The sequence below is a fragment of the Mesorhizobium sp. B2-1-3 genome (assembly GCF_006442495.1).
In the GTDB taxonomy this organism is placed as follows: Bacteria; Pseudomonadota; Alphaproteobacteria; order Rhizobiales; family Rhizobiaceae; genus Mesorhizobium.
The window spans coordinates 817,593-831,572 of sequence record NZ_VFWL01000001.1 but is presented as its reverse complement, the minus strand read 5'-3'; the positions used below and the strand labels follow the sequence as shown (position 1 = coordinate 831,572).

Genomic DNA, 13,980 nt, shown 5'->3' with positions numbered 1-13,980 from the left:
CATGGCGCCGCCTCTTCTCAATCTCGACGGAATAAAACTGACCTTCGGCGGCACGCCCCTGCTCGACGGCGCCGACTTGGCTGCGTCGGCCGGCGACAAGATCGCGCTGGTCGGCCGCAACGGGTCCGGCAAGTCGACGCTGCTCAAGATCGCCGCCGGCCTGATCGAGCCGCAGGACGGCGAGGTGTTCCGCCAGCCATCGGCGACCGTCCGCTATCTGCCGCAAATGCCCGACATGGACGGCTTCGCAACCGTGCGCGCCTATGTCGAGGCCGGCCTCGGTCCCGCCGACGATCCTTATCGCGCCAGCTACCTGATGGAGCACCTCGGCCTCTCGGGCGAGGAGCAGCCGGGCGACCTCTCCGGCGGCGAGGCCAGGCGCGCCGCCCTTGCCCGCGTCATGGCGCCCGAGCCTGATATCCTGCTGCTCGATGAGCCGACCAACCACCTCGATCTCTCGGTGATCGAATGGCTGGAAGAGGAACTCGTCCGCACCTCCTCGGCCCTCATCGTCATCTCGCACGACCGCCGTTTCCTTGAGCGCGTATCGCGCGCCACCGTGTGGCTCGACCGGGGCCAGACGCGCCGGCTGGATAAGGGCTTCGGCCATTTCGAGGAATGGCGCGACCAGGTGCTTGAGGAAGAAGAGCGCGAACAGCACAAGCTCGGCCGCCAGATCGTGCGCGAGGAACACTGGCTGCGCTATGGCGTGACGGCGCGGCGCAAGCGCAACATGCGCCGCCTGGGCGAATTGCAGACCATGCGCCAGCGTTTTCGCGGCCATCGCGGCGCCGAAGGCACAGCGACCATGGTGGCCAGCGACGCCGCCGAATCCGGCAAGCTGGTGATCGAGGCCAGGAACATCGAGAAGAGCTTTGGCGACCTCACCGTGGTCAAGGGGTTCTCGACCCGCATCCAGCGCGGCGACCGCATCGGCCTCGTCGGGCCGAACGGCGCCGGCAAGACGACGCTTCTGAAGATGCTGACCGGAGAATTGCAGCCGGATGCCGGTTCGGTGCGGCTCGGCACCAATCTGGAGATCGCCACGCTCGACCAGAAGCGCGAGGCGGTCGATCCGCAGGAAACGCTGGCGCAATATCTCACCGACGGGCGCGGCGAGAACCTTGTCATCAATGGCGAGCAGCGCCACGTCGTCTCCTACATGAAGGACTTCCTGTTCAAGCCGGAGCAGGCACGCACGCCGGTGCGCGAGCTGTCGGGCGGCGAGCGGGCACGGCTGATCCTTGCGCGCGTGCTGGCCCGGCCGGCGAACTTGCTGGTGCTCGATGAGCCGACCAACGATCTCGACATGGAAACGCTGGAGTTGCTGCAGGAACTGGTCGCCGGCTTTGCCGGTACGGTCATCCTGGTCAGCCACGACCGCGATTTCCTCGACCGCACCGTGACCAGCGTGATCGCGCCGGACGGCGGCGGTCGCTGGGTCGAATATGCCGGCGGCTATTCCGACATGCTGGCGCAGCGCGGCGGTACCAGGCTCGACGACCGCAAGGCGCGCGCGAAGGCGGATGCAAGCGACGTACCGACGGCGAAGGCGGACAGCCCCACCGCCAAAGCCCCGGCAAAAAAACTCTCGTTTAAGCAGAAATTCGCGCTGGAATCGCTGCCCAAGAAGATCGAGGCGGTGACAGCCTCGATCTCGCGGCTGGAGAACAACATCGCCGATCCGGCCTATTACGAGCGCGATCCGGCCTCGTTCCAGAAGACCATCGCCGCCCTCGACAAGGAGCGCGCGACACTGGCGGCACTGGAGGAAGAGTGGCTCGAACTGGAGATGTTGCGCGAGGAGATGGAGGGGTGAGGATGGTATACGCTACGTTATGCGCTTAAAAGAGGGCTGTCTCCGTGCTTCAATCGACGACAAAACCTCAGCGAAAGTCTGTCAATACATCCATTGACGCTCAGCTGATCAAAGACGCCAAAGCGTCGGGTATCAATCTCTCGCGCGCCGCCGAGGCAGGTATTGCGAAGGCCATCGCGGCGGAAAAACGCGTCGGTGGCAAGAGGAGAACTTTGAGGCGATTGTGAGCTCCAACGCCTATGTCGAGCGGAACGGGTTGCCATTGGCCACACGCCCGCTGTTTTGATGGCCCGTTACGATCTCTATCGGAATGCCGGAGGCAGTGGTTACCTTGTCGATGTTCAGTCCGACCTTCTTGAGAGGCTGAACACGAGAGTCGTCATTCCGTTGATGCCGCCCGACACAGCCCCCGTTCCTGGCCGCCGGCTCTGCCTTGATGGCCACTGAATTGCCGGATGCCGAGGGAAATCTCTCCAAGCACCACGACGACATCGTCGCCGCGCTCGACATGCTGTTCCAAGGCTTCTGACCGGAGCCGACCGTTGCCGTCGGCTCAGCCCGCCGTCTTCGCCTGCCAAGCCTTGATCGCCTCGTCGAACACCTTCTCGCCGGGAATGCCTTTTTCCATCGTCAGCAACGCTCGTCGTCCGGTCTTGTAGACGACCGGCACGTCGATCCAGTCCTGTCCCCGAAGCAAGGTCAGGTTGGCGTCCTCGTCGGCCTTGGTATCGTTGAGCGCGACGAGGAAGAAGCCGTCGGCGATCTTGGCCGGAATGCCGATCAGCGGGCTGCCGGCATCCTGCTCGGAACTCTTCATGGCCACGCGCAGGATGTTGTCGACGCCGCCGCCTTCGAAACCGTCGGGTGTCAGGAAGATCATCTCGATGATGTGGCTGGCCGGCAGCGTCTGGTCAGTGTTGCGGCGGATGGTCATGCGCAACTGGATGTCCTTGCCGGGAATGGTCGCCTCGGCGCGGATCGCCGGCTCAGGCGGCAGGTCGCCGCCGGGCGATTCCTGCACCAGCGACCAGACGATGTTGCCCGGCTCGGCCGAACCCTGCGCGGTGCTGGTGCGCTCCTCATAGAAGATCGCCTTCTGGCCGACCGGCAGAGAGGTTTGCGTCGGCGCACCGGCAGGCGAGGGCGGCGTGGCGGCGTTGTCAGCCGGCGCCGCGGGTGCGGTCCCATTGGCGGGTGGCGCCGCCGGCGCAGCGCCCGGTGCAGGGGGCGTGGTCCCGGCGGGCGCGCCTGCGGCCGGCGTGCCTCCTGCCGGAGCCGACAAGGCCGGGGTGGTCGTGGCTGAAGGCGGCGTCGTCAGCGCCGCGACGGACTCGCCCTCGCCCACGCCGCTCTGTCCGCCGGCCGGGCCAGGATCGACCTCGCTTCCTTGCGGTGTCAGTCTTTGAGTGAACTTCGGTGTCCCTTCGGGCTCGGCACCGCTAGCCGAAGGTGCCGGGGGCGTTGCCGCCGCATCGCTCGCCGGCTTGGCGGGTGTCGATTTGACCGGCTCGGTCGTCGCGACCTTGCTGCCGCCGCCCAGACCCAGCATCTTGCCGAAGGCATCCTTGTTCAGCCAGATGCCATAGCCGCCGCCGGCAATGACCAGCAACGCAACGGCAGCGGCAATCAGCCCGCCATAGCTGCGCTTGCGTTCAGCCGGACGCAAGCGCTGGAAAGTGTCGGCGGCCGCAGCCTCTTCGTCGCTCGCAAAGACATCGGCATGCTCGTCGTCCTGACCCACATCCATGCCAGGCTGAGCCCTGTCGTCGAACTCCGGGGCCGGCTGCACCGGTACGGGCTTTTGCCAGTTCGGCTCGACCTCGGCGGCGGGCGATGCAGGCCTGGAGATGTCGGGCTCCGGAGCGGGGGGCGGCGGCTTGTAGGGTTCAGCCTTCGAGGCAGGCGCTGCCGGCCAGGCCGGCTCCGCCTTTACCGGCTGTTTGGTATGGTTCGACTGGTTCTTGTTGCGATCGATGGAGGAAAATATGTGCTCCAGTTCGGCAAGCGGATCGGTCTCCGGCACGCTTTTGGCATATTCGCGCTCGAGCCTCGATATGGCGTCTTCCAGGCCGCGCTTCTGCCTTTCGGCTTCCGACGGCGAAAGCGGCGGCTCGCGCTCGGCAATCTTCTTTGCAATCGTCGAGCGCGCTTTGTCGTAGACTTTGGCCCGCAGCTCCGGCGTAGGATCGCCAAAATTGTTTATCGTATCCCTCAGAGCAGAAACGAAATCTTTCGCCATGCGTCAGTCGACCTGTATTGTGCTCCGGGCCGGCCTCCGCAAATCAGCCGCAACGCCCGGAAAGGCTTGAGAAACTAGTCTTGAAACGGATCGGTCACAAGTATCGTGTCGTCCCGTTCCGGGCTGGTGGAGAGGAGCGCGACCGGCGCGCCGATCAACTCCTCGATATGGCGGACATATTTGACGGCCTGGGCCGGAAGGTCGTTCCAGCTGCGCGCGCCGGCGGTGGTGCCTTTCCACCCCTCCAGCGTCTCGTAGATTGGCTCGACGCGGGCCTGCGCGCCCTGGCTGGCGGGTAGATAGTCGATCGTCTCGCCGTCGAGGCGGTAGCCGGTACAGACCTTGATCTCGTCCAGCCCGTCAAGCACATCGAGCTTGGTCAGGGCAATGCCCTTGATGCCGTTGACGGCGACGGCCTGGCGCACCAGCACCGCGTCGAACCAGCCGCAGCGGCGCTTCCGGCCGGTGACGACGCCGAATTCATGGCCGCGCGTGCCGAGGAATTCACCGATCTCGTTCTGCTGCTCGGTCGGGAACGGACCTTCGCCTACGCGCGTCGTATAGGCCTTGGTGATGCCAAGCACATAGCCGATGGCGCCCGGGCCCACGCCGGCACCGGCTGCCGCCTGGCCGGCGACGGTGTTGGACGAGGTGACAAACGGATAGGTGCCATGATCGATGTCGAGCAGCGTGCCTTGCGCGCCCTCGAACAGGATGCGCTCGCCGGCCCGGCGCTTGTCGTCGAGCACCTTCCAGACCCGGTCCATGTAGGGCAGGATTTCGCCGGCGACCGAGGTCAGCTCTTGCATGACCGCGTCATGCGTGGCTTCGGCATGGCCAAGGCCGCGACGCAGTGCATTGTGATGCGTCAACAGCCTGTCGACCTTCAAGGGTAGTGTTTCCAAATCCGCCAGATCCATCACCCGCACCGCGCGCCGGCCCACCTTGTCCTCATAGGCGGGGCCGATACCGCGGCGGGTCGTGCCAATCTTGGTCCCGGAATTTGAGGCGGCGTCCTCGCGGAAGCCGTCCAGTTCCCGGTGCAGGGACAGGATAAGCGCTGTGTTTTCGGCTATTTTCAGGCGCTCCGGCGTTACCTCGACGCCTTGCCCCTTGAGCTTCGCCACTTCGGCAACGAATGCGTGCGGATCGAAGACGACGCCATTGCCGATGATGGACAGCTTGCCCTGCCGCACGACGCCCGACGGCAACAGCGACAGCTTGTAGACCTTGCCGTCGACGACCAGCGTGTGGCCGGCATTGTGGCCGCCCTGGAAACGCACCACGACATCGGCGCGCTCCGATAGCCAGTCGACGATCTTGCCCTTGCCTTCGTCACCCCATTGCGAGCCGACGACCACCACATTGGCCATGTTTCTTTTCCTTCGAGGCGCCGCCGCGCGGCTTGGATACGGTTCGAAACGACAGGCCTCTATAACGTCAAGAGCAGGCCGATGCGACCTTTCTTTGCCGCCGAAAATGGGCTGAGGCACAACAATTTTCAGCTTTGACATCATTTACTTGTCCAGGCGGGGGCAATAGGCCGGCAGGCACGCCCCATTCACCTCCTCCCCGCTGCGACCCGCCATGCACCGAAGCGCCTACATGTTCCTGCTGCTCACCACCTTGCTGTGGGGCGGCAACTCGGTGGCCGGCAAGCTGGCGGTCCATCACGTCTCACCGATGACGCTGGTCTTCCTGCGCTGGGTGCTGGCGGTAGCGATCCTGCTGCCGATCGGCTGGAATGCGCTGAAAAGAGATTGGCCCGTCGTGCGCAGGCACTGGTTCGTGCTCGCCGCACTTGGCGCCAGCGGCTTCACCTTGTTCAACACGATCTTCTATACGGCGCTCAATTACACGACCGCGATCAACGTTTCGATCGAGCAGGCGGCAATGCCTATCCTGATCATCGTAGCCAATTTCATCTTCTTCCGCCTGCGCGTGAACTGGGCGCAGATCGCCGGCGTGGTGCTGACGATCTTCGGCGTCATCCTGACCGCCTGCCACGGCGATCCGCGCCGGCTGCTGACATTGGAGCTCAATTTCGGCGACGCCATCATGCTGGTCGCGGTCATTCTCTACAGCGGCTATTCGGTCGGATTGCGGCTGAAGCCGGCCATGCAATGGCAGAGCCTGATGCTGGCCATGTCGCTCGCCGCGCTCGTCACCTCGCTGCCGTTCTTCCTATGGGAAATCGCGGCCGGCAAGGTCATCGTTCCCGACGCACGCGGCTGGGCGGTGATCGTCTATACTGCGATCGGCGCCTCGGTCGTCTCGCAGATATTCTACATCAGGGGCAATGAGCTGATCGGCGCCAACCGGGCCGGCCTGTTCATCAACCTGGTGCCGATCTTCGGCACCCTGCTATCGGTGCTGATCGTCGGCGAGACATTCCAGCTCTACCAGGCGTTGGCGCTCGTCCTTGTGCTGGGCGGCATCGCGCTTGCCGAATATAGCGGCCGCAAGGCAGCCATGCCGAGGCGCCAGTAAACTCGCTTCGCGCCCCGATCGTCAGCTTCAAGGAGAGCGTCGGCTCGCCCGGCAATTCGCAGGACTACTGCAATTCCTTGCGCACCGCCGCCACGTCGTCGGACGAGACTGCCGGGGCGGCGTTGCCCCAGCTGCCGCGCACGTAAGTGAAGACGTCGGCGATCTCCTGATCCTTCAGGCGCCCCGCCAGCGAGGGCATCGCCGGCGTCGTCGGCGCGCGGGCCGTATGCACGGCCTGGCTTCCCGCCAGAACGGCCCGGGCAAGCGTTTCGGTGCTGGCCTGTGCTACGATCGAATTGCCGGCGAGCGGCGGGAAAAGAGCCCCGGCGCCGGCGCCGTCTCCACCATGGCAGGCCGAGCAATTGTCATGGTAGATCGCCTCGCCAGCGGCCATGCGGGTTTCGTCGGGCTTGGGCGCCTGGGAAACCATGCGCTGCTTTGCACGCTGCGAAAATGATCAGGCATCGGGGCAGCTAAGGTCAGCAGCAGACGCCCCGCTATCGCGAAGGCAAGTATCCTCAGACGGACGATCAAGACCATCTAGGCTTGCCGGAAAACACTCGATGCGCGGAGCATCGCGATCGTGCAGTTGCAGCCTGTGCGGGAAGAGCCCTACACGCTGCCGACGTCGAACTGTAGCCGCTTGGCCGAATCGATCGATTTGTGCGCCCGCACCTGCTCCAGCACTTTTTCCGGGAACGGTGCGTCGAGATAGAGCAGCGCGATGGCATCGCCCCCTGGCCGGTTGCGGCCGAGCTGGAAGTTGGCGATGTTGACGCCGTTCTCGCCGCACACCGTGCCGAGCAGGCCGATAATGCCCGGCGCGTCGGCATTGGTCGTATAGAGCATGTGCTGGCCGACCTCGGCATCGAGATTGATGCCCTTGATCTGGATGAAGCGCGGCTTGCCGTCGGAAAAACAGGTGCCGGCGATCGAGCGCGTCATATGCTCGGTCTTGACCGTCAGCTTGATATAGCCGTCGAACACGCCCGATTTGTCGCGCTTGACCTCGGCGACGATGATGCCGCGCTCCTTCACCATGATCGGCGCCGACACCATGTTGACGTCGGCTACCTGCGGCCTGATCAGCCCGGCAAGGGCCGCGCTGATCAGCGCGCGCGTATTCATCGTCGCGGTCGAGCCGTCGAACAGGATTTCCACCTCCTTGATCGGGTCCTCGGTGACCTGGCCGACAAAGGCGCCAAGCACTTCGGCGAGCTTGACGAAGGGTTTGAGCCGCGGCGCTTCCTCCGCGGTGATCGACGGCATGTTGATGGCGTTGGAGACGGCGCCCTTGATCAGGTAGTCGGCCATCTGTTCGGCGACCTGCAGCGCGACGTTCTCTTGCGCCTCCGCCGTCGAGGCACCGAGATGGGGGGTGGCCACCACATTCTCCATGCCGAACAATGCGTTCTGTTCGGCCGGCTCGGCCTCGAACACGTCGATGCCGGCGCCGGCCACTTTGCCGCTCTTCAGCGCCGCCACCAGGTCGGCTTCGACGACCAGCCCGCCACGGGCGCAGTTGATGATGCGCACGCCGTCCTTCATTTTGGCGATCGCGGCGGCATCGATGATGTTGCGCGTCTTGTCGGTCAACGGCGTGTGCAGCGTGATGAAGTCCGCGCGGGCGAAGAGCTCGTCCAGTTCAACCTTGTCGACGCCGAGTTCCTCGGCGCGTTTGTCCGACAGGAACGGATCGAAGGCGACGACATGCATCTTCAGGCCGACGCCGCGCGTGGCGACGATCGAGCCGATATTGCCGCAGCCGATGACGCCGAGCGTCTTGCCGGTGATCTCGACGCCCATGAAGCGGTTCTTTTCCCATTTGCCTGCATGCGTCGAGGCGTTGGCTTCCGGGATCTGGCGGGCGAGCGCGAAGATCATCGCTACCGCATGCTCGGCTGTCGTGATCGAATTGCCGAACGGCGTGTTCATCACGATAATGCCCTTGCGGCTGGCCGCCGGTATGTCGACATTGTCGACGCCGATACCGGCCCGGCCGACGACCTTGAGCCTGGTGGCGGCATTGATCAGCTTCTCGGTAACCTTGGTCGCCGAGCGGATGGCGAGGCCGTCATACTGGTCAATCACTTCAAGCAGCTTCTCCTTGTCCTTGCCGAGATCTGGAAGATAGTCGACCTCGACGCCGCGATCCCTAAAGATCTGAACAGCGGTGGTGGAAAGTTTATCCGAGACGAGAACGCGAGGCATGGGATTGGTCCTTGTTGCTTACCCCACCCGCCTTCGCTTCGCTCAGGCACCTTCTCCACGGGGGAGAAGGTCGGGCGCCGATCTTTCTCCCCTTGTGGGAGAAGGTGGCCGCGAAGCGGCCGGATGAGGGCTGTTCCAGAAAATAACTGTTGAGTTTCAGGCCGCCGCTTTCAGCGACGCCTTCTGGCCGGCGAAGGCCCAGTCGAGCCAGGGCAGCAGAGCTTCGAGATCGGAGGTCTCGACCGTTGCGCCGCACCAGATGCGCAGGCCAGGCGGCGCGTCGCGATAGGAACCGATGTCATAGGCGACACCTTCCTTGTCGAGCGCTGAAACCAGACCCTTGGCGAAGGCCGCCTGTGCGTCGGCGTCGAGTGCAGCGACTTGTCCGTCGGTGAAGGACAGGCAGACGGACGTGTTCGACCGCGTCGCCGGCTCTACGGCGAGATGGCCAAGCCAGGAGGATTTCGCGACGAAACGGTCGAGCACGGCCGCGTTGGCGTCGGCCCTGGCGACCAGCGCATCGAGGCCGCCGATCGATTTCGCCCAGCTGAGCGCGTCGAGATAGTCCTCGACGCACAGCATCGACGGCGTGTTGATGGTTTCGCCCTTGAAGATGCCTTCGATCAATTTGCCGCCCGAGGTCAGGCGGAAGATCTTCGGCAGCGGCCATGCAGGCTTATAGCTCTCCAGCCGCTCGACGGCGCGGGGCGACAGGATCAGCATGCCATGCGCGCCTTCGCCGCCCAGCACCTTCTGCCAGGAGAAGGTCACGACATCGAGTTTCTCGAAGTCGAGCTTCTGCGCGAAGGCGGCCGATGTCGCGTCGCAGATGGTCAGACCCTTGCGATCGGCCGGGATGAAATCGCCGTTCGGCACGCGCACGCCCGAGGTCGTGCCGTTCCAGGTGAAGACCACGTCGCGGTCGAAATCGATCTTGCCGAGATCCGGCAGTTCGCCGTAACCGGCCTCGAGCTTGCGCACACCGGCAAGCTTCAACTGCTTGACCACGTCGGTGATCCAGCCGGAGCCGAAACTCTCCCAGGCGACCATGTCGACGCCGCGCTCACCCAGCAGCGACCAGAGTGCCATCTCGACGGCGCCTGTATCGGACGCCGGCACGATGCCGATGCGGTAGTCGGCAGGAACCTGGAGAATTTCGCGCGTCAGCGCGATCGCCTGTTCGAGCTTGGTCTTGCCGATCTTGGCGCGATGGGAACGGCCGAGCGCGGCAGCTTTCAGCGCCTCGACCGACCAGCCGGGGCGTTTCGCGCAGGGACCTGAGGAAAAATTGGGGTTTGCCGGACGGAGTCCGGGCTTCGTATGCGTCGTCATGGTGGTCTATCCTTCCAGATAGTGGCCCCTCGTTGGGGAGGGGTGGCCCACGGACGGCGATATGCGCTCGGGCTTCGGGCGTCAAGGGGAAAGTTTTTGTCGCGGGCAGGATACTGGCGACCCGCGATCAGGATCTCGTGAGCTTCAAACGCAAACGGCGGACCGAAGAGATCCGCCGCCAGGGTTCATGTATGCCAGCCTACTACCAGAGATCGTAGCGTAGCCCGAGCTTAACCTGATGATTGCTGATTCCCTTGTGGACCGGAAACGAGGTCAGGCTCTCGGCCGTCACATATTCGGCGTCGGGCGCCGAGAAATACTGATAGCCGAGATCGACGGAAACATTCTTCGACACCTGATAGGCAAGGCCGGCATTCAGCGTGTAAGCGAAGGAATACTTGGTCTTGTCGTCACTCAGTCCGAAGTCGTCGGTTGGATCGCCATTGTCGGTGAAATAGCTCGCCGAGAGCTTGTGCGTGCTCCTGACGATGCCGATGCCGGCGCCGAGATAGGGTGTTATGCCGACATAGGTTCCAAGGTCGACATAGCCGTTGAGCATGCCTGAAAAGGCATAGTTCTTCAGGGACGCCGACGCCAGGGTCGCCTCTGCCGCGGTCGCTGAATCGTCATAGCCAATGCGGATCTTGTTGCCGGGCAGGTAACCCAGATTGAGATCGGCACGCAGATAATCGTTGAAGTGGTAGCCGAAGCCGATGCTGGCGAAGACCGGGTCTTCCTCGTTGTCGAAGCTCGCCGGCGTGAAGGCGAAATCCTCATTCTTGAAGCTCTTCTCTACCAGGTAGGAGACATCGCCGCGCAGATACCAGCCCGAGCCGACCTCGACCGGCACGTAGTCGGGCGCCTGGTCGACATAGACCGGGGGATCATAGTCGGCGGCCAGCGCAGGCGTCAGCGGCATGATGGCGAATGTGGCAAGCACCGGCGCCATACGCGATGTGAGTTTCATGATCCCCTGCTCCCGATTTCGGCGCCACCAGACGGCAGCCATCGTTTCAGGAAGCATTGTTAACCATAGTGGTTAAGTCGGGGTTAAGGCTAACAGAGCGTTAGCGAATGATTTTCGGGCAGCCAGACAAGCGAAAACCGCCCGGCTGATGCCGGGCGGTTTCGGACCGTTGGATGGTCGGATGTTACTTGGTGTAGATCGGCTCGGGTTCGGGCTGATAGGCCACCGTCGGCGCGGCGCAACCGTTGTTGCCGCCGAACTGGTACCGCAGGCCGCCGCGCACCTCATGCGTGTCGATGCCGCGGTCGAAGCCCGGCCCGGCGCTGCTGATATCCCACTCGAACATGCGGCCACCCTGGATGTGGCTGTAGCGATAGCCCGCGTCCAGGATCAGCTTGTCGGTCAGGCAGTAGGAAGCGCCGGCCATGAGCGCGTAGGCAAAGCGCCAGCTTTTCGCACCGGGGTTGAACTCGGTGGTGTTCGGGTCCCTGACATCGTCCCATCTGACATGCGCGCCGCCGATGCCGGCGCCGACATAGGGCGTGATGCCGTGATAAGTGCCGAGATCGACATAGGCGTTGGCCAGCAGCAGCAAGGCGCTCATTTTCGACACTTCGGTCGACGTCGAGAAAGCGTCCGAGGTTCCGCCGTCGAAGTTCGACTTGAACCAGTAATCGGCCGTCAAATCCGTACGAAAATGATCGTTGATCTTGTAGCCGACGCCGGCGCCGAGCGAGAAGCCGCCCTTGAGCTTGCCGAAATCGAAGCTCCTGTCGCCGGGAATGACGTTACAATTACAGGGATCGATGGTGTAGGTCGTGTAATCGATGCCGCGCACTTTCGACTTGTGGTAGTCGAGATCGCCGCGAATGTACCAGCCGCCGACATCGACTGGCTGCTCGTATACCGGCGGCGGCGCCTCTTCGACCACCGGCTCCGGAAGGTCGGCCGCGAACACCGGCCATGCCAGGCCCGCGAACAGCGCGGCGAACAGGGCCTTTCTTGCTGTATTGAACATGCTTGTCACCCCTAGAAACCCTCGGAACAGCGGTCGCGTCCGAATGAGATTGGCTTTCAGGCGTGGATAATGAATTGCAAAGGTTAAAAGGCATTTAACCCTGTCTATTAACCACGAATCTCGAGCATTTGAGGAATTCGGATGGTTCCACATGTCTCGAGCCAGTTTCGCAGGCAAACAAAAGCCCGCCGGACGGGCGGGCTTCTAAGCAATCAGAGCGGCGTCGGCCCTCCGAATGCACCTGAGATCAGGCGGCGCTGCGTGTTTCCGAGATGACCTCGACGATGTCGTTGACGACGGCCTCGACCAGCTGCGGGTCGTCGCCCTCGGCCATGACACGGATCAGCGGCTCGGTGCCGGACGGCCGGATGACGAGCCGCCCCGCCTTGCCGAGGCGTTGACGGGCGTTCTCGATCGCAGCCTTGACCGGAGCTTCCTCGAGCGGCTTGCCGCCGGCGATGCGGACGTTCTTGAGGAGTTGCGGCACCGGCTCGAACTTCTTCGACAATTCGCTGACCGGCCGGCCCTGCCGCTTGATGCAGGCCAGCACCTGCAGCGCCGAAACCAGGCCGTCGCCCGTGGTCGAGAAGTCCGACAGCACGATGTGGCCCGACTGCTCGCCGCCGACATTGAGCCCGTGCGCGCGCATATGCTCGACGACGTAGCGGTCGCCGACCTTGGTGCGGTGCAATTGCAGCTTCATGTCGCCGAGGAAGCGTTCGAGGCCGAGATTGGACATGACCGTCGAAACGACGCCACCGCCGGCAAGCCGCCCGCTCTGGTGCCAGGACTCGGCGATCATTGCCATGATCTGGTCGCCGTCGACGATCGCGCCGTTCTCGTCAACGATGACGACACGGTCGGCATCGCCGTCGAGCGCGATGCCGATGTCGGCGCGCACCTCGTGCACTTTCTTCTGCAGGCCTGCCGGATGGGTCGAGCCGCATTCCTTGTTGATGTTGAAGCCGTTGGGCTCGACATTGATGGCCACCACTTCGGCGCCCAGTTCCCAAAGCGCCTCGGGGGCAACCTTGTAGGCGGCGCCATTGGCGCAATCGACGACGATCCTCAAACCTGAAAGCGACATCGAACGCGGCAAGGTGCGCTTTGCAAACTCGATGTAGCGGTCATGCACGCCATCGACGCGCTTGGCGCGACCAAGTCCGTCGGAATCGGCGAGTGCCAGTTCGATATCCTTGTCCAGCATGCTCTCGATGCGCTCTTCGATCTCGTCGGAGAGCTTGTAGCCGTCGGGACCGAACAGCTTGATGCCATTGTCGTAATAAGGATTGTGCGAGGCCGAGATCATGACGCCGATATCGGCGCGCAGCGAACGCACCAACATGGCGACCGCCGGCGTCGGGATGGGGCCGAGCAGGAACACGTCCATGCCGGCGGCGCAGAGGCCCGCCACCATGGCGTTCTCGATCATGTAGCCGGAAAGTCTGGTGTCCTTGCCGAGCACCACACGGTGACGATGGCTGCCGCGCTGGAAGGACAGGCCGGCCGCCATGCCGACCCTCATCGCGATTTCCGCCGTCATTGGAAACTTGTTGGCGCGCCCGCGAATACCGTCCGTGCCGAAATAATTTCCTGCCATGCTAGTCAGTGTCCCCGGTGGTTCTTGCCCGGTACGTCATGCCATAATTGGCCGGCGCACTACGATCACATTTCGTGATTATCTGTTACCAATCCTTTAGAAAACCCTTGTTGTGCATTGCACAGAGACTGGCGCAACCTAGCGTGATGGCGCTGCCTCGCCACAATATACCATGCCTGTGGACCATTCGACATGGATTTACCCACAAATTCTTGTCTTCCAGCCGGCAACAGGCAACGATTTCATCACCTTGCCGGCAGAAGCCGGGTTTCGGCGATGTATACGCCACTTAGCATCTGGCGCA

11 protein-coding genes and 1 pseudogene are annotated in these 13,980 nt (G+C 63.3%); 4 read left to right on the top strand and 8 right to left on the bottom strand.

The annotated features are described in order from the left end of the window. Nucleotide 1 precedes the first annotated feature (1 nt). The 3 genes and pseudogenes from FJ973_RS04335 (at nucleotide 2) to FJ973_RS04325 (ending at nucleotide 2,266) form a co-directional block, all read left to right on the top strand. Nucleotides 2–1,819 (top strand): ABC-F family ATP-binding cassette domain-containing protein, encoded by a 1,818-nt coding sequence (locus FJ973_RS04335; RefSeq protein ID WP_140554928.1) that lies wholly within the window; start codon nucleotides 2–4, stop codon nucleotides 1,817–1,819. A gap of 44 nt (nucleotides 1,820–1,863) precedes the next feature. Continuing rightward, nucleotides 1,864–2,105 (top strand): annotated as a pseudogene (locus tag FJ973_RS04330) (type II toxin-antitoxin system CcdA family antitoxin). Beyond that, complete coding sequence (locus FJ973_RS04325) at nucleotides 2,105–2,266, top strand: CcdB family protein (protein WP_318012467.1); 162 nt, start codon at nucleotides 2,105–2,107, stop codon at nucleotides 2,264–2,266. Before FJ973_RS04330 ends, FJ973_RS04325 begins: the two are co-directional and overlap by 1 nt. A 106-nt stretch (nucleotides 2,267–2,372) precedes the next feature. Here the strand turns inward: FJ973_RS04325 and FJ973_RS04320 are convergent, their stop codons facing one another. Both FJ973_RS04320 and FJ973_RS04315 read right to left on the bottom strand, forming a co-directional pair. Continuing rightward, nucleotides 2,373–4,058 (bottom strand): hypothetical protein, encoded by a 1,686-nt coding sequence (locus FJ973_RS04320; protein ID WP_140554927.1) that lies wholly within the window; start codon nucleotides 4,056–4,058, stop codon nucleotides 2,373–2,375. A 74-nt stretch (nucleotides 4,059–4,132) separates the two neighbouring features. Then, a complete protein-coding gene (locus FJ973_RS04315; RefSeq protein ID WP_140493285.1) occupies nucleotides 4,133–5,431 on the bottom strand; it encodes an adenylosuccinate synthase in 1,299 nt (432 codons plus the stop codon). 214 nt (nucleotides 5,432–5,645) lie between these two features. On the opposite strand from FJ973_RS04315, the gene FJ973_RS04310 reads away from it, so the two are divergent. Continuing rightward, on the top strand, nucleotides 5,646–6,548 hold the full coding sequence (locus FJ973_RS04310) for a DMT family transporter (protein WP_140554926.1): 903 nt from the start codon (nucleotides 5,646–5,648) through the stop codon (nucleotides 6,546–6,548). Between the two features lie 64 nt (nucleotides 6,549–6,612). Here the strand turns inward: FJ973_RS04310 and FJ973_RS04305 are convergent, their stop codons facing one another. The 6 genes from FJ973_RS04305 to glmM all read right to left on the bottom strand — a co-directional run bounded on the left by FJ973_RS04305 (nucleotide 6,613) and on the right by glmM (nucleotide 13,676). After that, nucleotides 6,613–6,978 (bottom strand): cytochrome c, encoded by a 366-nt coding sequence (locus tag FJ973_RS04305; protein WP_224618070.1) that lies wholly within the window; start codon nucleotides 6,976–6,978, stop codon nucleotides 6,613–6,615. Between the two features lie 182 nt (nucleotides 6,979–7,160). Next, a complete protein-coding gene (gene serA / locus FJ973_RS04300) occupies nucleotides 7,161–8,759 on the bottom strand; it encodes a phosphoglycerate dehydrogenase (protein WP_140554925.1) in 1,599 nt (532 codons plus the stop codon). Between the two features lie 156 nt (nucleotides 8,760–8,915). Next, a complete protein-coding gene (locus tag FJ973_RS04295; RefSeq protein ID WP_140517560.1) occupies nucleotides 8,916–10,091 on the bottom strand; it encodes a phosphoserine transaminase in 1,176 nt (391 codons plus the stop codon). Nucleotides 10,092–10,293: 202 nt separating this feature from the next. Further along, nucleotides 10,294–11,058: an outer membrane protein gene (locus tag FJ973_RS04290; RefSeq protein ID WP_140517559.1), complete on the bottom strand. Its 765-nt coding sequence runs from the start codon at nucleotides 11,056–11,058 to the stop codon at nucleotides 10,294–10,296. A 184-nt stretch (nucleotides 11,059–11,242) separates the two neighbouring features. Beyond that, entirely contained in the window at nucleotides 11,243–12,076 is an 834-nt protein-coding gene (locus FJ973_RS04285) for an outer membrane protein (RefSeq protein ID WP_140493269.1), read from the bottom strand. Nucleotides 12,077–12,323: 247 nt separating this feature from the next. After that, nucleotides 12,324–13,676, bottom strand: coding sequence for a phosphoglucosamine mutase (gene glmM, locus FJ973_RS04280; protein WP_140554924.1), 1,353 nt, complete (start codon nucleotides 13,674–13,676; stop codon nucleotides 12,324–12,326). Between the last annotated feature and the right edge of the window lie 304 nt (nucleotides 13,677–13,980).

Bases quoted from the DNA above. Each gene is read 5' to 3' on its own strand.
- FJ973_RS04290 (WP_140517559.1), bottom strand. From the start codon at position 11,058: ATGAAACTCACATCGCGTATGGCGCCGGTGCTTGCCACATTCGCCATC.
- FJ973_RS04315 (WP_140493285.1), bottom strand. From the start codon at position 5,431: ATGGCCAATGTGGTGGTCGTCGGCTCGCAATGGGGTGACGAAGGCAAG.
- FJ973_RS04285 (WP_140493269.1), bottom strand. From the start codon at position 12,076: ATGTTCAATACAGCAAGAAAGGCCCTGTTCGCCGCGCTGTTCGCGGGC.
- FJ973_RS04335 (WP_140554928.1), top strand. From the start codon at position 2: ATGGCGCCGCCTCTTCTCAATCTCGACGGAATAAAACTGACCTTCGGC.
- FJ973_RS04325 (WP_318012467.1), top strand. From the start codon at position 2,105: ATGGCCCGTTACGATCTCTATCGGAATGCCGGAGGCAGTGGTTACCTT.
- glmM (WP_140554924.1), bottom strand. From the start codon at position 13,676: ATGGCAGGAAATTATTTCGGCACGGACGGTATTCGCGGGCGCGCCAAC.
- FJ973_RS04305 (WP_224618070.1), bottom strand. From the start codon at position 6,978: ATGGTTTCCCAGGCGCCCAAGCCCGACGAAACCCGCATGGCCGCTGGC.
- FJ973_RS04295 (WP_140517560.1), bottom strand. From the start codon at position 10,091: ATGACGACGCATACGAAGCCCGGACTCCGTCCGGCAAACCCCAATTTT.
- serA (WP_140554925.1), bottom strand. From the start codon at position 8,759: ATGCCTCGCGTTCTCGTCTCGGATAAACTTTCCACCACCGCTGTTCAG.
- FJ973_RS04320 (WP_140554927.1), bottom strand. From the start codon at position 4,058: ATGGCGAAAGATTTCGTTTCTGCTCTGAGGGATACGATAAACAATTTT.
- FJ973_RS04310 (WP_140554926.1), top strand. From the start codon at position 5,646: ATGCACCGAAGCGCCTACATGTTCCTGCTGCTCACCACCTTGCTGTGG.